Annotated in this window: 21 protein-coding genes, 1 pseudogene and 1 riboswitch; of the genes and pseudogenes, 14 read left to right on the top strand and 8 right to left on the bottom strand. The window is 44.5% G+C overall.

Features of this window, described 5'->3' with window-relative positions; translation table 11 throughout:
* Positions 1-101: 101 nt before the first annotated feature.
* Positions 102-1,043, bottom strand: coding sequence for a zinc dependent phospholipase C family protein (locus BXP28_RS06630; protein WP_077584980.1), 942 nt, complete (start codon positions 1,041-1,043; stop codon positions 102-104).
* Between the two features lie 161 nt (positions 1,044-1,204).
* On the opposite strand from BXP28_RS06630, the gene BXP28_RS06625 reads away from it, so the two are divergent.
* Both BXP28_RS06625 and BXP28_RS06620 read left to right on the top strand, forming a co-directional pair.
* Complete coding sequence (locus BXP28_RS06625; protein ID WP_051427854.1) at positions 1,205-1,531, top strand: sensor histidine kinase; 327 nt, start codon at positions 1,205-1,207, stop codon at positions 1,529-1,531.
* Positions 1,532-1,573: 42 nt separating this feature from the next.
* On the top strand, positions 1,574-2,542 hold the full coding sequence (locus tag BXP28_RS06620; protein ID WP_023482544.1) for an ROK family protein: 969 nt from the start codon (positions 1,574-1,576) through the stop codon (positions 2,540-2,542).
* Positions 2,543-2,636: 94 nt separating this feature from the next.
* Here BXP28_RS06620 and BXP28_RS06615 read toward each other — a convergent pair whose 3' ends face one another.
* The gene (locus BXP28_RS06615) at positions 2,637-2,867 is read right to left on the bottom strand and encodes a hypothetical protein (protein ID WP_077584979.1); all 231 of its coding nucleotides are present in this window, start codon (positions 2,865-2,867) and stop codon (positions 2,637-2,639) included.
* 189 nt (positions 2,868-3,056) lie between these two features.
* Between BXP28_RS06615 and BXP28_RS06610 the strand changes: the two genes are divergently transcribed.
* Positions 3,057-4,133, top strand: a complete 1,077-nt coding sequence (locus tag BXP28_RS06610; protein WP_023482545.1) for a DUF3900 domain-containing protein — start codon at positions 3,057-3,059, stop codon at positions 4,131-4,133.
* 46 nt (positions 4,134-4,179) lie between these two features.
* Here BXP28_RS06610 and BXP28_RS06605 read toward each other — a convergent pair whose 3' ends face one another.
* The gene (locus BXP28_RS06605) at positions 4,180-5,295 is read right to left on the bottom strand and encodes an aminopeptidase (RefSeq protein ID WP_023482546.1); all 1,116 of its coding nucleotides are present in this window, start codon (positions 5,293-5,295) and stop codon (positions 4,180-4,182) included.
* Positions 5,296-5,849: 554 nt separating this feature from the next.
* Between BXP28_RS06605 and BXP28_RS25015 the strand changes: the two genes are divergently transcribed.
* Together BXP28_RS25015 and BXP28_RS25010 are read left to right on the top strand one after the other, a co-directional pair.
* The gene (locus tag BXP28_RS25015; protein ID WP_367869711.1) at positions 5,850-6,488 is read left to right on the top strand and encodes an MFS transporter; all 639 of its coding nucleotides are present in this window, start codon (positions 5,850-5,852) and stop codon (positions 6,486-6,488) included.
* Positions 6,440-7,051, top strand: coding sequence for an MFS transporter (locus tag BXP28_RS25010; RefSeq protein WP_367869710.1), 612 nt, complete (start codon positions 6,440-6,442; stop codon positions 7,049-7,051). The genes BXP28_RS25015 and BXP28_RS25010 overlap by 49 nt, the downstream gene beginning before the upstream one ends.
* 82 nt (positions 7,052-7,133) lie before the next feature.
* Here BXP28_RS25010 and udk read toward each other — a convergent pair whose 3' ends face one another.
* A complete protein-coding gene (gene udk / locus BXP28_RS06595) occupies positions 7,134-7,760 on the bottom strand; it encodes a uridine kinase (RefSeq protein WP_023482548.1) in 627 nt (208 codons plus the stop codon).
* 178 nt (positions 7,761-7,938) lie between these two features.
* Positions 7,939-8,253 (bottom strand): hypothetical protein, encoded by a 315-nt coding sequence (locus BXP28_RS06590; RefSeq protein WP_023482549.1) that lies wholly within the window; start codon positions 8,251-8,253, stop codon positions 7,939-7,941.
* A gap of 231 nt (positions 8,254-8,484) precedes the next feature.
* On the opposite strand from BXP28_RS06590, the gene BXP28_RS23215 reads away from it, so the two are divergent.
* From BXP28_RS23215 to BXP28_RS06550, 8 genes and pseudogenes are all read left to right on the top strand, one after another.
* The gene (locus tag BXP28_RS23215; RefSeq protein ID WP_167552492.1) at positions 8,485-8,622 is read left to right on the top strand and encodes a hypothetical protein; all 138 of its coding nucleotides are present in this window, start codon (positions 8,485-8,487) and stop codon (positions 8,620-8,622) included.
* Between the two features lie 187 nt (positions 8,623-8,809).
* Positions 8,810-9,661 (top strand): patatin-like phospholipase family protein, encoded by an 852-nt coding sequence (locus BXP28_RS06580; RefSeq protein WP_036656740.1) that lies wholly within the window; start codon positions 8,810-8,812, stop codon positions 9,659-9,661.
* Positions 9,662-9,738: 77 nt separating this feature from the next.
* Positions 9,739-9,850, top strand: a riboswitch (TPP riboswitch).
* Positions 9,851-9,933: 83 nt separating this feature from the next.
* Positions 9,934-10,963, top strand: a pseudogene (locus tag BXP28_RS06575) (ABC transporter substrate-binding protein).
* 42 nt (positions 10,964-11,005) lie between these two features.
* A complete protein-coding gene (locus BXP28_RS06570) occupies positions 11,006-11,296 on the top strand; it encodes a thiamine-binding protein (protein WP_024093907.1) in 291 nt (96 codons plus the stop codon).
* Entirely contained in the window at positions 11,293-12,060 is a 768-nt protein-coding gene (locus BXP28_RS06565) for an ABC transporter permease (RefSeq protein WP_024093908.1), read from the top strand. Before BXP28_RS06570 ends, BXP28_RS06565 begins: the two co-directional genes overlap by 4 nt.
* Before the next feature lie 11 nt (positions 12,061-12,071).
* The gene (locus BXP28_RS06560) at positions 12,072-12,854 is read left to right on the top strand and encodes an ABC transporter ATP-binding protein (RefSeq protein ID WP_024093909.1); all 783 of its coding nucleotides are present in this window, start codon (positions 12,072-12,074) and stop codon (positions 12,852-12,854) included.
* Between the two features lie 4 nt (positions 12,855-12,858).
* Positions 12,859-13,644, top strand: coding sequence for a TatD family hydrolase (locus BXP28_RS06555; RefSeq protein WP_023482554.1), 786 nt, complete (start codon positions 12,859-12,861; stop codon positions 13,642-13,644).
* A gap of 28 nt (positions 13,645-13,672) precedes the next feature.
* On the top strand, positions 13,673-14,251 hold the full coding sequence (locus tag BXP28_RS06550; protein WP_036654441.1) for a DNA-3-methyladenine glycosylase I: 579 nt from the start codon (positions 13,673-13,675) through the stop codon (positions 14,249-14,251).
* A gap of 54 nt (positions 14,252-14,305) precedes the next feature.
* Here BXP28_RS06550 and BXP28_RS06545 read toward each other — a convergent pair whose 3' ends face one another.
* Positions 14,306-14,605 (bottom strand): hypothetical protein, encoded by a 300-nt coding sequence (locus BXP28_RS06545; protein WP_036654439.1) that lies wholly within the window; start codon positions 14,603-14,605, stop codon positions 14,306-14,308.
* Between the two features lie 139 nt (positions 14,606-14,744).
* Here BXP28_RS06545 and BXP28_RS22550 point away from each other — a divergent pair, with 139 nt between their 5' ends.
* Positions 14,745-14,906, top strand: coding sequence for a hypothetical protein (locus BXP28_RS22550; protein WP_024093912.1), 162 nt, complete (start codon positions 14,745-14,747; stop codon positions 14,904-14,906).
* A 137-nt stretch (positions 14,907-15,043) separates the two neighbouring features.
* On the opposite strand, the gene BXP28_RS06540 is transcribed toward BXP28_RS22550, so the two are convergent.
* A complete protein-coding gene (locus BXP28_RS06540) occupies positions 15,044-15,871 on the bottom strand; it encodes a MetQ/NlpA family ABC transporter substrate-binding protein (RefSeq protein ID WP_023482556.1) in 828 nt (275 codons plus the stop codon).
* A 68-nt stretch (positions 15,872-15,939) separates the two neighbouring features.
* A complete protein-coding gene (locus BXP28_RS06535; RefSeq protein ID WP_023482557.1) occupies positions 15,940-16,599 on the bottom strand; it encodes a methionine ABC transporter permease in 660 nt (219 codons plus the stop codon).
* Position 16,600 lies beyond the last annotated feature (1 nt).

Below are 16,600 nucleotides of genomic sequence, written 5' to 3'. Positions count from 1 at the left end.
ACTCAGGATGTATATTCCTGGACGGAAAATATACACTGAGTGTGCAGGCTAAGAAGTTCAAATCATATAAGAAAGGTAAAAAAGTCTTTTGCTCAGCAAGCTTAAATCATAGGCTGGACATATTTGATTTTAAGGTTCAGGTCGCAAGGTTTGCCGGTTTCATACGACAAGTTACCAAGCTCTTTTTTGAATACGGATTCCGCTTCTTCATAGCCGGGCGAGGATGCATGGGTTTGCAGCCAGCGGAAAGCTGCTGAAACTGTCCTCGTGCCATCTCTGGTTGCTTTATCCCAAAGATCCCATACGCTTTCTGTATAGCGTTCGTTCGGATCAGTCGGACAGTTCCATTCCTCATGTTGTTCGTTCAAATAATCCAAGGGTTCCAGCTTCCGTTTGTAAACAAAAGGCTCTATTTGTTTGAATGTGAGCCAGGTTTTGATGCCGGTCGGGTCGTGGAACAACTTGAGGGCCTTAATCATTTGGCAGTAAGCTTCCTCCCAATGGCAGGGTTTGATTCCCTCTTGTGTTCCGGGATAATAAAGCCCGGTCAACTGGTACAAAGACTCCGCTATACCGGAAGGCAGGGCAGGACCTACATAGATTTGTTTCCAGACAGGATTTTTATACGTTTCCAATCCCCGCTTTTTCCGGACGATACAGGTATCCATAATCACTTCGAAGTTTTGATGTTTCCATTTGCCGAAGCCGCTTTTATAGAATACATACGGGTGCAGGTTCCGGTCCAGAATATGGTGGGTTAAAAAACCAATGGCATAAAGAAGCAGGGGGTCTGAAAGCGGGAGTCCTTTAACGCGGGCCAGCATATCCCACAAAAAAGGGCCGCAATGTTTGGTATGCAGCAGGTTGCCGGTTTTGGACAGTTTGTCTTTCTGCCAAGGCCAGAAATGATGGTAAAACAAAAAGTCCGGTCCCTGGCATCCCAGGTTAAATACATTCCTCGTACGGTCATCCAGCAGTTCTTTATGCCTCAGATGCTGCAGAAGCTCCTGCCCGAATATCAAATGTGCCCAAACATTAGGCATATGAAAATTCCTCCTGATCATCAGAGTGTGATCCTTATTCTTTCGCCAGACAGGGAAATAACCCTTTTTCAGCAGGATTCATTCCCAGTTTGTCGAATGTATAGAATCAAATTGCAACCATTTCGATGCATGGATGCAAAGGCGGGGTGTATGCGGCGGTTATGTCAATAAGTGCAAAAAAGGCGGATAAACAAAACAAGATGATAAGCGGCGGCTTTCATGCTGATGGCACTATTGAAGTAGAAGTGACATTGCGGGAACAGGATGTTGTTATTAGCTGCACGGATCATGGCGTGGGAATCCCGCCCGAAAAAATCCCCAAACTGGGAGAGCCTTTTTTCACAACCAAAGAGAAAGGCACGGGTCTTGGCCTTATGATGTGCCATCAAATCATGGAGGCCCATCAAGGTTCAATGAAAATAGAAAGCCAGGTCGGCAAAGGTACTAGGGTAGAATTATGTCTTCCGGTTTTGCCAACATCAATGTGAGCAGGTAACCGTAACTTAAAACATAAGAGAGGAAGATACCAAATGAAGTATTGGGCAGGCATCGATTTAGGCGGAACGAACATTGTTTGCGGACTTGTAGATGAGGACTTGAACCTGCTGGGCAAACTGAAGCAGCCGACAGAAGCGGCAAAGGGGAGCGGGTTTGTTCTTGAACGAATGGCAGCTATGGTCAAACAACTGCTGGAAGAAACAGGTATCCCTCTTAATGAACTGCAGGGGGTTGGGATCGGTTGTCCCGGATTTATTAATCCTGAAGATGGAGTGTGCATGTTTGCCGGTAACCTGGGATGGAGAGATCTGCCTGTAGCCCATCTTTTATCGGCAAAGCTTCAAGTGCCTGTATTTATTGACAATGACGTGAGGATGTATGTGTTTGGCGAGGCAGCGGCAGGGGCAGCCAGAGGGTATAAGCATCTCCTGGGCATTACACTGGGGACCGGGTTGGCTGCTGCCATGGTCAATACAAGACATTTATATTATGGTGGCGGTTACATGGCGGGTGAACTGGGACATATCCATATGGAAGGCGAACACAGGAAGTGCGGATGCGGAATGTCAGGCTGCCTGGAAACGGTTGCTTCCGCTACAGGTATTGTCAAGCAGGTGCAGGAGGTTGTCCGTACTGGAGCAACGAGTGTTTTGCAGGAGTGGCTAAAGGATGAGAAGCTTGATGCTCTTACCTCAGCTGATGTTTCCAAAGCTTATGACGCAGGGGATGCGGTTGCAGTACAAGTAATGCAGCATACCGGAACCTTGCTGGGAAGAGGTCTTGCTTATGCAGTTACACTTTACAGTCCAGATGCTTTAATTATTGGAGGAGGCGCTGCATTGGCTGGGGAGCGACTGTTCAAGCCAATGAGAGAGGAGCTGAAGCTTAAAGTATACCCGGGATACTGGGAACGGCTTCATATTCATCAAGGAGAGCTGATCGATGACGGAGGCGTTATTGGAAGTGCAGCCTTTGCCAAATCACAAGTGCAGCCAATATAACCGTTCATATCTTATAAGAAATAAATCTAATCTTATAAAAAGCCAGGAAGTTTCAGACTTCCCGGCTTTTTTATGTCGAGATACTCAGTTGTTATCAGAATTTGACACTAAACTCATTCAGGTCCCTCGGGTACACTCGGTCTGACGAATCGGGACACGAACAACGGATATGGACATGGGTCGGGGTATATTTGGTAATTTTACCTGAATCCACTTTCACATAGACGTCATGCTCATCCATCGACCAAACATAGACATCGGTTTGAACTAACGCTGCTGCGAATAATTCTATGTCTGTATCTAACAACTTCGTTCCATGAATCATTATTGTGCACCTCAATATTTATATTTATTCATTATTGTTTGCTGTATTATAATAGACACTTAGGCATCCACGTTTGTTACGCCGGATAGAAATATTTTTAATAAAAAAGAGGTTTATTTTTGTCGTTATTTTGAATAAGGGGAAAATTACCATGAATTAAGTAAAAACGGGAGGATTTTAACAAAAATTATGGAAATTAAAGTGCGATTTATTTCCTTTTTTGTCATACAATTGAACAAAGAAGAAGCCCAGGGGAAAGGCTGTAAACATTATCAGACACTGGACAGTAATACTTATCCCGGGAGCAGTCTGCAAATGTTTCTGGACGGGGAATTTGCCCGCATAGTGAAAAGGAAGGTGGAACGGAACCCCCGTTCCGAACAAGTGCCGACAAAAATCGGTCATTTTATTGTTGAGCCCGGTTATGAATTGGATACTAACCCAAACTATAATTTGTTCTATCGGCTTCAACAGGCCGTAACATTGGAACAGTTTCTTGATAATAGTGAAGCCTTGGCCCAGGCTTATATGAATACAAGTGCCGTAAGAGGAGGAGCCCTCATTATAGTAAATGCCACTCTTCCTAAAGTTACGGATATTCCATTTGTATTTATACTCAAATGCGACTTTGAGCCGAAAATAGCCAGAATAACGGATGAGGCAAGTTTGCTGCATGAAGTTGAAATGGCGATTAACGCCAAAAATATGAAGTCGATCCAATATCCTTATCTGACAGAAGAGGGATTTCTTGAAGATTGGGAAGTGAAAATTCATCAGTCTTCCCATGCCCGTTATTTTGAGGACTTCCTAAAATTTGTTGAGTATGAACGGACAATGCCGGAAATTATGCAGGACCAGATGATGACCATTGTACAGCATCACTTTGAGGAGTATTGGCAAGGGGATGAATCCCAAAGGCAGCAGGAAGAGCACGAATTTGAGCTTTGGGCGGCCAGTGAGAAGAGGGAGCTTCAGGAGAAATGGTCGGAAGAACAGGTGATGGAAGCTTCACAGCAGCTTATCCAGCAAAAGCCGGACCTTCATTTGCAGTTCAAACTGGATCAATTGAACGTGAAGGGAAAACTGGAAGACTTCGGGAAGAACATTCACTTTGCCAAATTAGGAGACCGGTATGTAGTACTGCTGGAAGGGAACGATCTTCAGTTTGACCATCATCTCTCTCCGGTGGAGCTATTGAAACCCGATAAAATTGAAGAAGTATTGAATCGGGTAAAGAATCGTATAGATAATTATTCCGTAGACTAATCGTCAAAAAGACACATGCCCTCAAAGGACATGTGTCTTTAACAGCTTATACTAGATTTTCAGGATTAAGTCCCTCCAGTTCTTTGATGACAAAACGCCCGTCTTTCCGGATCAGCACATCATCAAAATAAATTTCACCGCCGCCATAGTCAGGGCGCTGGATTAATACCATATCCCAATGAACCGAAGAACGGTTGGAATTATCCGCGATTTTATAAGCCTGCCCCGGGGTGAAATGAAGGGAGCCGTCAATTTTTTCATCGAACAGGATGTCCTTCATCGGATGATGGATATGCGGGTTAACTCCGATAGCAAATTCCCCAATGAAACGGGCACCTTCGTCCGTATCCAGGATTTCGTTGAGCCGCGGAGTATTGCTGCTTGTAGCTTCAACAATTTTTCCATTTTCAAAGCGAAGGACTACATTTTCAAAGGAAGAACCTGAATAAACCGTTGGAGTATTGTAGCTGATTACTCCGTTAACAGAATCGATTACCGGAGCCGTATATACTTCTCCATCCGGAATGTTTCTTTTCCCGCAGCATTTGATAGCCGGGATTCCTTTAATAGAGAACGTCAGATCGGTACCAGGAGATATAATACGCACTTTATTTGTCCGCTCCATCAGTTCGACGAGAGGGTCCATTGCTTTTTCCATTTTGCTATAATCCAAATTACACACATTGAAATAAAAATCTTCGAACGCATCTGTACTGGTGTTGGCCAATTGGGCCATTGATCCGTTAGGGTAGCGCATGATGCACCATTTTGTATTATTCACACGTTCATTCGTTACGGGACGCTGGTATAAGGACATAAACATTTTCATCTTTTCTTCGGGAACGTCTGAAGTTTCCGTTACATTCTCACCGCTTCTTACCCCGACATAAGCGTCCATTTTTCGCATGCGTTCCAGTTCAATCTCGGCCATGCGCTTGAATTGTTCTTCTGTTCCGTTCATGATTAATTTACGGGTAACGGCCGCATCGCGGAATTCCAGGAACGGAAAGGCACCAACAGCCTGTACTTCTTCAATAAAACACTTCGCAAGCTCATTATCTTTTAGACCAATCAACTCGATCAAAATATTTTCACCTGGCTGAAGCTCGGTAGAGTAACGGATAATGTTCTTTGCGAATATTTCCAGTCTCGGATCTCTCATTACGGCTTTGCTCCTTTATGTAAAATAAGCAGATTGAATCCATTTCACAGAACGGCTTCTTTCCGGAACCGGTGCAAGAAGGTATGGATAAATCCGAACCGGATTTATCATGCAATGTCCATCGGCAGTTTTATGTGAAGGATTCAGCTACCCACTTCATTTCATTATACCCCAATTTGAGTTTGGCATGAAGACTTGGGAGACAGGCCCGGCATAGCTGACATAACTGAAACGAAAAAAATATACCCCGATGGACATATCTTTGCAGTTTCTGACAGATAAATATGCGGGTCCATATTTTCTTCTTTTGGATGATTATACGCATCCCATTTCTCGAAGTATCAAGATTTTACACAATGGATCAAAAAGCTGCGGCTAGTCATCGAAGAACGGTACGGTGAGCCTCTCCCGCCGGGTTTAAAAGCCTGGGAACACCGCATTGAAAGGATACAATTGACCTAGGGTAGGTTTATTGGGTAAAATCGTTCAAGTGGCCTCATATAAAGACAGAGAATGAGGATGTTCAGCAAGGGGGAACAATAACTTTGAACAAAATGATGAAGCCAATTGCGGAACCTTTCCGGATGCCCGTCATTTTATTGACTGTAGTTGTTGCGGGACTAAGCCAAGGACTGCTGCTGCCGCTTTTGACAATTCTACTTGAAGATGCCGGAGTCTCCTCCGGTATAAATGGTTTTAATGCGGCCGGGATGTATATCGGAAGCTTCTTAGCCATGTTTGTCGTTGAAAAACCGATCCGCCGTTTTGGATATAAACGTGTCTTGATTGCCGGTCTTTTACTGGATTTTTTCGCTACTCTCAGTTTTCCTTTCTGGACAAACATTTGGGTCTGGTTCTTGCTGCGCTTTCTTGTCGGTATAGGAAACAGCTCCCTGCATTTTTCGGCTCAGCTTTGGATATTGACCAGCTGTCCCGAACATAAAAAAGGAAGTTATATTTCATTTTACGGCATGGCCTACGGAATCGGTTTCTGTATCGGACCTGCGGGCATTAATTTGCTGCAGTTTGGGCAATGGGCACCTTTTGCGGCTGTATTGTCTTTTTATGCCGGGGTTCTGTTTTTGCTGCTGAAACTTCCGGAAGAAAAGGGAGCCTCAGCGGAGATTCAAAAAAGGAACAAAGTATTCAAAAACGCTATACCCAAACGCTGCGGATTGCGTGGTTCGCTTTAATACCGGCATTTCTTTACGGTTTTATGGAAGCTGTTCTGAACAGCAACTTTGCTTTGTATGGGCTGAGAATAGGCTTGGATGAATCCGCACTTTCCCTGCTTCTTCCAGTCATCGGTATTGGTGGGCTTGCCTTGCAGCTGCCACTAGGCATGCTGAGCGACCGGATAGGAAGAAAAAAGGTACTTCTGGCGGCGGGGATTATCGGCGGCCTTTGCTTCCTGCTGGTTCCACTGGCCGGGGGGAACGTGTGGCTTATCGGGTTATGTCTTTTCGTTGCAGGCGGTCTGGTCGGTTCCTTCTTTTCTTTGGGTCTGGCTTATGCGTCTGATCTGCTGCCAAAAGTATTGCTGCCTACTGCAAATGTAATTGCCTCCATCAATCATAGTTTGGGCAGTGTGGCAGGACCAAATCTCGGTGGACTTAGTATCCAGTATATCTCGCTTAGCAGTTTATTCTGGATGCTGGGAGGCATCTATTTGATCTTTGCTTTTGCGGAGATATGGTTTAAAGGAAAAAAAGAATCCGTACAGCAAGAGGTTCCGTCTACTCATTTGTCTATGTAAAAAAGCCTGAAGGCCTTTGGAGGCCTTCGGCTTTTTATAATTTCATGACCGCCTGCTGAACAGGACGGCGATTCATTTCTTGCTAAGATGTAGGAACAAAGTTGTTTAAATACCGTTCAGTCAGGGAAGTCAGCATGCTGATGCCGATTTTATTTTCTCCGCCTTCCGGTATGATAATGTCAGCATATTTTTTGGACGGTTCGATAAAAGCATCATGCATCGGTTTGACCGTATTCAGATATTGATCATGAACGGACTCCAGTGAACGGCCCCGTTCTTTCATATCTCTTACAATTCTGCGAAGAATGCGAACATCCGGATCCGTATCCATAAATACTTTTATGTTCAATTCTTCACGAAGGTGGTCATCGGTCAAAACATGAATACCTTCTACAAGAACAATAGGTTTAACATTAATATGGATGGTTTCCGATGAGCGGGCATGTTTGGTAAAACCATAAACAGGAATCTGTACGGCCTTTCCCTGGCGCAATTGTTTCAGATGCTGAAGCAAGAGATCGTTTTCAAAAGCGCTTGGATGGTCGTAATTGATTTTTTCCCGTTCTTCAAAGCTAAGTTCGGCGTGGTCCAAATAATAATTGTCCTGACATATAAGAGTGACATTATCCGCACCCAGCTTAGTTATAATAGAACGGGCCACGCTGGATTTACCAGAACCGGTCCCACCGGCTATACCAATAACTAACATGTAAAAAGAGGCCTCCCTGCAAGTGATCCTAGTATTCCTGAATAGTTTACCATAAACCGGTCAGTTCTCAAAGGTATTAAAAACCGGTTTTTCAGGTCCGGAAATGCCGCATAGGCCACGGCAGGAAGGTAGCTTGATCAAGTCTTGTTGCAAGCTGTGGCCGCCTGCGGATGATTGCTTAACGTACTTGTTTTGGCGTGTGAACTTCCTCCGACATATCCAGATCCTGTATAGCCTGGCGAGTCTGCCCGATAGTTTGTTTGAGTTGTTGACCGTATTTTTCCGGATCGAACGAATTCAGCTGCTGGTAGGATTCCGTTATCCGGCGTTTGGCTGTGCCAAGCTCGGCCTGCGCTTTTTGAATCAGAACGGGATCGGCTTTTATAACTGCAGTTTGAAGATCATGCTCCGCTTTCTGGGCGGCTAGAATGGCCTGATCCGCTTCATCTACGGCCCTTTGTATGTACATTTGGTGCTGCTGGCTTTCAACCATATCTGTCGGCTCCTTTTATAATGATTTTATCTTAAAATGTGTTAAAATAAAGTGTTTCATACCTCAGGGAAATGGGTAGTAATGGATGTATTTTCCGGGAAATCGCAAAAAAGTCATAATATCCGAAAGTTCAACGTTTTTTTACAAGATAAGTTTCTTGATCTATCAGTCCCGATTCTTTCTGTATCCTTTCTTACGGTTTTGAGAAAAGTAAAGGTGGAGGTGAACTGCATGCCGCATCATGAAGCTAAAAAAATGAATAATCAGCAAAATAAATCAAGAATGAAAGAAGAAACTGTTTCATTAAATGAAAGAAGGGAAAAGCAATTTCCACCGACCTTAAACAATGTCCCGAAACAGGAAAGCTAATTTGAAAACCCTTGATTTACAAGGGTTTTCGGATTGGGGATTTAGATATTTAGCAGGTGAAAGTTTTGCTTTAAACCGGAGGTATGCACTTTAAATCCTTGGAAGGCCTTTGGCCTATTTCCTTGGTTCAAATGCCGCCGAAGCAATAACTTTTGCCATTTTCAATAGAATGGCAGGTGTTGGCGAAATGGAATCTGTAGGTTTGGTTTTGGAAGGCGGAGGAATGAGGGGGGTTTATACAGCAGGAGTACTTGAGTTTTTTATTGAGAACGATTTTTATACCCCTTATGTTATCGGAGTATCTGCGGGAGCCTGTAATGCTACATCTTATATTGCCAGGCAAATGGGCCGCAACCGGAAAGTGACAGTTGATTATGTGCGTGATCCGAGATATTTGAGTTACCGTAATTTATGGAGAGAAAAAAGTATTTTCGGCATGAACTTTATTTTTAATAAACTTCCGAATGAGCTGGAACCTTTTGACTTTGAGTCTTTTTATTCTTCCGAGCAAAACTTCGTTGTAGGGACAACAGATGCCCATACAGGTGAACCGGTCTTTTTTTCAAAAAAAGAAACAGGAGAACAAACATTGCAGATCGTCCAGGCTTCCAGCAGCTTGCCTTTTTTGTCCCAGCCCGTTAAATATGGGGGGCGTGTCTTGTTTGATGGTGGAGTATCAGCTCCAATACCGATTCTGCAATCTGAAAAAGACGGAAACAAGAAGCATGTGGTGGTATTGACCCGGCCTGCAGGTTACAGGAAAAAACCGGCAAATGGACGATGGCTGGCCAAACGGTTTTATCCTGAATATTCAGGGCTGGTACAGGCATTAGCCAACCGGGCCCGGGTTTATAATGAAACTTTAGAATACATTCAGGAACAGGAAGATAAGGGAAATGTGTTTGTTTTCCGGCCATCAGTACCGGTCCATGTAGGACGCACGGAGAAAGATCCGAGGAAACTATCCGCCCTGTTTGAAGTAGGATATAAAGATGCCAAACGGCAATTCGGGGCTTTAAAGGAATGGGTCCGTTCATAATTAACGGCATGAATTAACGGTAGACAAAATGACGCTTTATGCTATAATGTACGAAGTAATCACATCACACACAATTCCATACAACTCTGGGGGGCTGGAATTGGCCGGCTGAGATTGTATCCCATGAAGATACTGACCCTTTAACCTGATCTGGGTAATGCCAGCGTAGGAAATTTTACATGAACCTGTATTCATGTGTCTCTGTACAATAACGCCAAGCTTCCGGATCGGGGAGCTTTTTTTGTTGTAGTTGTCAGGAGGAGAACAAGAACATGAAGAACAACACTAGCAAATGGCTGGGGACTGCCCTGCTCGCTGTGATTATAGGCCTTACAGGGTGTTCAAGCGGCAAAAGTGGACAGGGAGCATCTTCCCAGCCGAGTCCGGAGGCAGGCGCCCTCGAAAAAGTAAAAGTGGTGCTGGATTGGACGCCTAATACGAATCATACCGGACTATATGTTGCAAAGGAAAAAGGATATTTTAAAGAACAAGGGCTTGATGTCGATATTATTCCCCCGGGGCGGGGGAGCGGATACGATGATAGCATCAGGCAGTGTCCCTTTTGGCATCAGCATTCAGGAGTCTATTACACAAGCGCGTACTCAAGGGGTTCCTATTGTATCCCTGGCTGCTATTATCCAGCATAATACTTCAGGCTTTGCCGCCCCGGCCGGAAAAAATATTAAATCGCCAAAAGATTTTGAAGGCAAAACCTACGGCGGCTTTGGCGCGCCTTCGGAAAAAGCGGTGATAGATTCCATTATGCGCAAAGAGAATGCGGATATTGAAAAAGTAAAGATTGTTAATATTGGAGAAGCCGATTATTTTACAGCAACGAAACGGGACATTGATTTTGCCTGGATCTTTTATGCCTGGACCGGAATTGAAGCAGAGCTTAAAAATGAGCCTCTTGATATGATTTACGTTAATAAATATTCGGAGAAACTGGATTATTATACCCCGGTTATTGCCACGAATGAAGATATGATCAAGAACAAGCCGGAGACCGTGAAAAAGTTTATGACAGCCGTATCCCAAGGATACCAGTTCGCCATAGATAAACCGGAAGAAGCAGCGGATATCCTGCTGAAGTGTGTACCCGATCTGGATAAAGAGCTGGTACAGAAAAGTCAAAAATGGCTGAGCCCGCGTTATCAGGATGATGCTCCGCGCTGGGGTGAACAAAAATTGTCTGTATGGCAGAACTATTCGGATTGGATGGTTGAAAACAAGCTGCTGGAAAAACCGCTTGAAGCGGAGAAAGCCTTCACGAATGACTTTTTACCGGCCGCGTCCAAATAATCATGACATTGCGGCAAATCTTGGAGAGGAGACAAAAACAAGATGGCAAATGCACTGCTTAGTATACAAATACTGCCCAAGACTCCGGGCGGGGAAAATGTGATTCCTTATGTGGATCGGGCAATCCAGGTCATTCAGGAATCAGGTGTAAAGTTTGAAGTTCATCCGCTGGAAACAACGATGGAGGGAGAATTACGGGAACTTCTGGCCATCGTGGAGCAAATGAATCAGGCCATGATTGAAATGGGAAGCCCCAATGTAATTTCCCAGATCAAAATTTACTACAACCCTGAGGGGACTTCTATGGCGAAGCTTACGGAGAAGTACAGATGAAATCCTCAGCATGGACAGAAATGTGGAGAAAAGGATGGCCGCCCGTTGGGACAGTCATCCTTCTGCTGTTCCTATGGCAGGCTGCTGTTTCCTGGTTTGGTATTGAGTCGTTCATGTTACCCGGGCCTCTTCAGATCGTAACGGAACTTTGGGACCAGTTGCCAAGAATTAGCGGTCATCTATCCTTTACACTGGAAATTACCTTGATCGGTTTTGCTATTGGAACCTCCACGGGTATTATCCTGGCCTGCATCTTGCATCTGATTCCCGGGGTGAAACAGGCATTCTATCCGCTTTTATTGCTTTCACAAAACATTCCTATGATTGCACTGGCTCCGCTTTTGATGATCTGGTTCGGCTTTGGTCTTCTTCCTAAAGTTATCGTCATTACGCTGGTCTGTTTTTTTCCGATTGCTGTCTCTGCAATGGATGGATTTGCCCAGGCTGACCGGAGTATCATGAATTATATGAAAATGATCGGAGCAAGCAAACTTCAGTTATTTACCAAAGTGGAGTTTCCCGGTGCTCTGCCTTCTCTGTTTTCCGGCGTCAAAATATCCGCTACCTATAGCATTATGGGAGCAGTCATTGCAGAGTGGCTCGGATCCGACAAGGGTATCGGGGTCTACATGCTTCTGGCTAAGTCTTCCTTCCGGACGGACCGGGTTTTTGTATCGATGTTTATCATTGTAATTTTAAGTATGCTATTGTTTAGCCTGATTTTACTTCTTGAACGTTTTATGTTCAGATGGAAACGGAAATAGGGGGCGGTAAGATGACTATAAAAAAACTGGAACTGGTTCACTTAACCAAAACGTTTACTCAGGAAAAAAACGAGCGGACTGTGTTAAAAGATATCTCCCTTCATGTGAATGAAGGGGAGTTCGTCTCTCTCATAGGTCCTTCGGGGAGCGGCAAAAGTACACTGTTTCATATAATAGGAGGGCTGATCCCCCCTTCCTCCGGAGAAGTGAAGCTGGAAGGAAAGACGGTAACCGGGCAAAAGGGGCTAATCAGTTATATGCCCCAGCAAGCCTCTTTACTTCCCTGGAGAACAATTGAGCAAAATGTGATTATGGCTCTGGAGGTTTCCGGTAAACCTGCCTCAGCTTCATTGGAGAAGGCAAGGGCCTGGTTGAAGCGGGCGGGGCTTTCCGGCTATGAAAATTCTTACCCGCATGTACTGTCAGGCGGTATGCAGCAGCGCGTATCATTCTTAAGAGCTTTGCTTAGCGAGCAGGAGCTGATGTGTCTGGATGAGCCGTTTGGTGCCCTGGATGCTTTGACCAGACAGGATATGCAGGAGTGGCTGCTCCACCTGTGGGAAGAAAATAAACGCTCGGTTCTCTTTGTTACCCACAGCATTGAAGAAGCTCTTTATTTATCGGACCGGATTTATTTGCTCAGCAAAAAGCCAACTATTGTACTGGAGGAAATCCGGGTTCCGTTTGACAGGCCCCGCCGGGAAGAAGTGCAATTGGACTCTCTTTTTCTTCAGCTGAAACAGGATATTTACAGGCAGATGAAGTCTCAGCAGGCAATCGGAGCGGGAGGATAAGTCCATGCACGTTATAGATGCACACATTCATCTTGATTTGTACAAAGAAGAAGAACGGGCACAGCTGCTTTCCATCCTGGGTCCCGGAGTACGGGGAATGATCACTGTATCTATGAACCTCGTTTCCTGCAAAATGAATCAAACCCTGGCCAGGCAATTTCCGGGCCTTATTTTCCCGGCATACGGATATCATCCTGAACAAGCTATCCCGGGGACGGCAGAGGAACAGGAACTGTTTAAATGGATTGAGGCTAATCATAACGGGATGGCCGCAGTTGGAGAAGTAGGCCTTCCCTATTACAATAGAAAAGAAGCCGAAAGTAAGGGGGAGCCGTTTGCTTTGATTCCTTATATAAATCTGTTGGAAAAGTTCGTTTGGCTGGCCAAGAAGCTGGATAAGCCTATCGTTTTGCATGCCGTATATGAGGATGCAGCCATTGCTGTAGATCTTCTGGAAATGTATCGGTGGAAGAAAGCTCATTTTCACTGGTTCAAAGGGAATGAGCAAATTACGGACCGGATGGTTGAAAACGGCTATCTCTTTTCAGTCACACCGGATATGGTCTACGCAGAAGAGATTCAAAATTTGGTGAGACAGGTACCTTTAGAGCAGTTAATGGTAGAGACGGATGGCCCTTGGCCCTTTGAAGGACCATTCGAGGGCCGGATGACGCATCCTGACATGATTGGAGAATCCGTTCTATGTATGGCTGGAATCAAGAAAAAGCCCGTCAGTGAAACGGCCGATGTCCTGTTGAACAATACAATCAGATTTTACCGGCTGGCATAGAAATGATTTCGGCAAGGAGGGACATGGATTGAACCGATGCGAATGGGTAACGTCAGATCCTCTTTATTTGTGTTACCATGATGAGGAATGGGGGGTACCCGTTAAGGATGACCGGAAACTTTTTGAACTTCTTGTGCTGGAAGGGGCTCAGGCCGGATTGAGCTGGCTTACGGTCCTCAAAAAAAGGGAAAATTACCGTGAAGCTTTTTACGGATTTGATGTGGACAAAGTATCTGCAATGACGGAAAGGGATGTTATACGCCTTAAGGGGAACGAAGGAATCATCCGTAACGAACGAAAAATCCGCTCCGCTATACAAAATGCACAGAAAGTTAAGGAACTGCAGCAAGTTTATGGGTCATTCAGCTCTTATATCTGGGGTTTTGTGGGCGGAGAAGTGATTCAAAATGTTTGGAAATCTCATAAGGAAGTGCCCGCCTCTACACTTCTGTCTGATAAGATAAGCAAAGAACTGAAGCGGCAGGGATTCTCTTTTGTGGGAAGTACTATCTGCTACTCGTTCATGCAGGCAGCCGGAATGGTAAATGACCACATCATTTCCTGCTTCAGACATAAGGAATGCGGGGAGTTACCCGGAACAAAATAAACAAAGAGAGAGTTGCTTTAATCTGCAACCTGAAAAAATCCTGCAGGATGCCCATTAGGCATACTGCAGGATTTTTTCTTCCAGGCTGACCCGGATAAATTCGATCCGCTTCCGGATATAAAAGTCAAGCACGGCTCCGCTAAGATCACGTGGGGAGACACGTTGATTGGTATGATTATCTATGATTGTAACCGATCCATCGGGGCAAAAACGAAAGGTGAGATCTTGCCAGTCGTTCTCCATGTCATCCATCATCTGTTCCACTTGTTCCGGATGCAAATGCTCGCTGCCAGACAGTACCTTCTTCACCCAATAATCTCTCTCAATGAAGCGATAATTACGACATGTATTCACAGCAGCAAACCTCCTTATATGAGAACGTTTGTTTGGTTTAATTATACCAAACATCTGTTCGAATTGGAAGTATTTTCAGGACAAAAAGATTCGTGTAGAGATGGAAAGGGAAAAGAATTAAAAGAAGGAGTCGCCTGGGATGGAGAAGCTGAAAATAGGTGTCATCGGTTCAGGCTCAATTTCTCAGATGTATTTGCAGTCCTATGTCAACAATGAGTATGCGGATCTTGTTACCGTCAGTGATTTGAACGGTAAGAGGGAACGGCCAAAATCCTGCCCGAAGATATCAGAATGGCCGTAGAGTTTATTAAAGGTTTCCGGTAATGATACCGGCATTCAGTTCAAGGAGCTCTTTTATAAAAAACCAATACTCCCCCTTCTCGTAAGAGAGGGGAGGTATTGGTTTTCAATCTGCTGGAGCAAGTGTTGATTGAGAATTTAGAAAGCCGGGAGGATTTGTCCCTTATATTTATCTTCGATGAATTTCTTCGCATCTTCGGAGTTCAAGGCATTAGCAAGCTTTTTAATCGCTTCTGAATCTTTGTTGTCTTCACGGGCTACAAGAATGTTAGCGTATGGAGAATCTTTATCCTCTATTAAAAGAGCATCTTTACCCGGATCCAATTTAGCCTGAAGCGCATAGTTAGTATTAATCAGAGCAAGGTCCACTTCATCTACTACACGCGGCAGCATGGCTGCTTCCATTTCTTTGAAATTCAGATTTTTCTTGTTTTCCGTAATATCTTTTACTGTGCCGCTGATGCCAACGCCGTCTTTCAGCTTAATCAGACCATTTTTCTCAAGCAGGGCAAGTGCGCGTCCCAGGTTAGTGGCGTCATTCGGAATGGCAACATTTGCGCCGTCTTTCAGTTCACTGATATTTTTAATTTTTTTGGAGTAGGCGCCAAAAGGTTCAATATGAACAGGAACAACTTTAACCAGCTTTGTCCCTTTTTGTTTATTGAAATCATCCAGATATGGTGTGTGCTGATAGAAGTTGGCATCCAATTGTTTTTCATCTAACTGGACGTTAGGCTGCACATAATCGTTGAACTCTTTCACATCCAACTCAACGCCTTCGGCTTTCAATTTGTCTTTTACAGCATTTAAAATTTCAGCATGGGGATTTGAAGTAGCCCCTACAACCAGCTTTGTGGTAGAGGAAGAACTTCCTTCTTGAGAATTGTTAGCCTCGTCTTTCTTGCCGCATGCGCTTAGACCTATGGCTAAAATGAATGTTAATGCAAGCAGAATGGCTTTTTTCATGTTGAACCCTCCTATTTTTCTTTTAATCAATGATTGAATCAATTGAAATTGATTCGGCTTCTATTTGTTTACTTGCGGCTGAAGCGAAGAACTAATCGGTCTCCGATCATCTGCAAAATTTGAACCAGAATTAACAAGATGACGATCGTGACAAGCATGACGGCCGTATCAAAGCGCTGGTAGCCGTATCTGATTGCCAGGTCCCCAAGTCCTCCGCCACCGATTAATCCGGCCATAGCGGTGTAGGAAACAAGCGAGACAGTAGTTATGGTGATGCCTGCAATAAGTCCTGATAAAGATTCGGGCAGAAGCACCCGGAAAATAATCTGACGGTAGGATGCTCCCATCGATTGGGCGGCTTCGATTACTCCCCGGTCTACTTCACGCAGTGAGGTCTCGACCAGACGGGCGAAGAAAGGAGCCGCAGCAACAACTAGCGGAGGAATGGTTCCTTGTACGTCGATTGATTTTCCAACCAGTATTTTGGTCAAAGGGATCATGGCGATCATTAAGATGACAAAAGGAACCGAACGCAAAATATTGACAACGACCGAAAGAATCGAATAGATGAAACGGTTTTGCAGGAAGTTGCCCTTCGACGTAATATAAAGGAGTATTCCTAACGGGAGTCCGATGATGAATGTGAACAGGATGGATATTCCCAGCATAGTCATCGTCTGTACCGTAGCTTTACTTATCTCATCCCATTGAATATGGCTGAAATCCATT

The sequence above is a fragment of the Paenibacillus larvae subsp. larvae genome (assembly GCF_002003265.1).
Classification (GTDB): Bacteria; Bacillota; Bacilli; order Paenibacillales; family NBRC-103111; genus Paenibacillus_H; species Paenibacillus_H larvae.
The sequence above is the reverse complement of the archived record's forward strand: the minus strand, read 5'-3'. Positions and strand labels throughout refer to the sequence as shown.

Coding starts and splice junctions, on each gene's coding strand:
- BXP28_RS06630 (WP_077584980.1), bottom strand. CDS start 1,043: ATGCCTAATGTTTGGGCACATTTGATATTCGGGCAGGAGCTTCTGCAG.
- BXP28_RS06625 (WP_051427854.1), top strand. CDS start 1,205: ATGTCAATAAGTGCAAAAAAGGCGGATAAACAAAACAAGATGATAAGC.
- BXP28_RS06620 (WP_023482544.1), top strand. CDS start 1,574: ATGAAGTATTGGGCAGGCATCGATTTAGGCGGAACGAACATTGTTTGC.
- BXP28_RS06615 (WP_077584979.1), bottom strand. CDS start 2,867: ATGATTCATGGAACGAAGTTGTTAGATACAGACATAGAATTATTCGCA.
- BXP28_RS06610 (WP_023482545.1), top strand. CDS start 3,057: ATGGAAATTAAAGTGCGATTTATTTCCTTTTTTGTCATACAATTGAAC.
- BXP28_RS06605 (WP_023482546.1), bottom strand. CDS start 5,295: ATGAGAGATCCGAGACTGGAAATATTCGCAAAGAACATTATCCGTTAC.
- BXP28_RS25015 (WP_367869711.1), top strand. CDS start 5,850: ATGATGAAGCCAATTGCGGAACCTTTCCGGATGCCCGTCATTTTATTG.
- udk (WP_023482548.1), bottom strand. CDS start 7,760: ATGTTAGTTATTGGTATAGCCGGTGGGACCGGTTCTGGTAAATCCAGC.
- BXP28_RS06590 (WP_023482549.1), bottom strand. CDS start 8,253: ATGGTTGAAAGCCAGCAGCACCAAATGTACATACAAAGGGCCGTAGAT.
- BXP28_RS23215 (WP_167552492.1), top strand. CDS start 8,485: ATGCCGCATCATGAAGCTAAAAAAATGAATAATCAGCAAAATAAATCA.
- BXP28_RS06580 (WP_036656740.1), top strand. CDS start 8,810: ATGGAATCTGTAGGTTTGGTTTTGGAAGGCGGAGGAATGAGGGGGGTT.
- BXP28_RS06570 (WP_024093907.1), top strand. CDS start 11,006: ATGGCAAATGCACTGCTTAGTATACAAATACTGCCCAAGACTCCGGGC.
- BXP28_RS06565 (WP_024093908.1), top strand. CDS start 11,293: ATGAAATCCTCAGCATGGACAGAAATGTGGAGAAAAGGATGGCCGCCC.
- BXP28_RS06560 (WP_024093909.1), top strand. CDS start 12,072: ATGACTATAAAAAAACTGGAACTGGTTCACTTAACCAAAACGTTTACT.
- BXP28_RS06555 (WP_023482554.1), top strand. CDS start 12,859: ATGCACGTTATAGATGCACACATTCATCTTGATTTGTACAAAGAAGAA.
- BXP28_RS22550 (WP_024093912.1), top strand. CDS start 14,745: ATGGAGAAGCTGAAAATAGGTGTCATCGGTTCAGGCTCAATTTCTCAG.
- BXP28_RS06540 (WP_023482556.1), bottom strand. CDS start 15,871: ATGAAAAAAGCCATTCTGCTTGCATTAACATTCATTTTAGCCATAGGT.
- BXP28_RS06535 (WP_023482557.1), bottom strand. CDS start 16,599: ATGGATTTCAGCCATATTCAATGGGATGAGATAAGTAAAGCTACGGTA.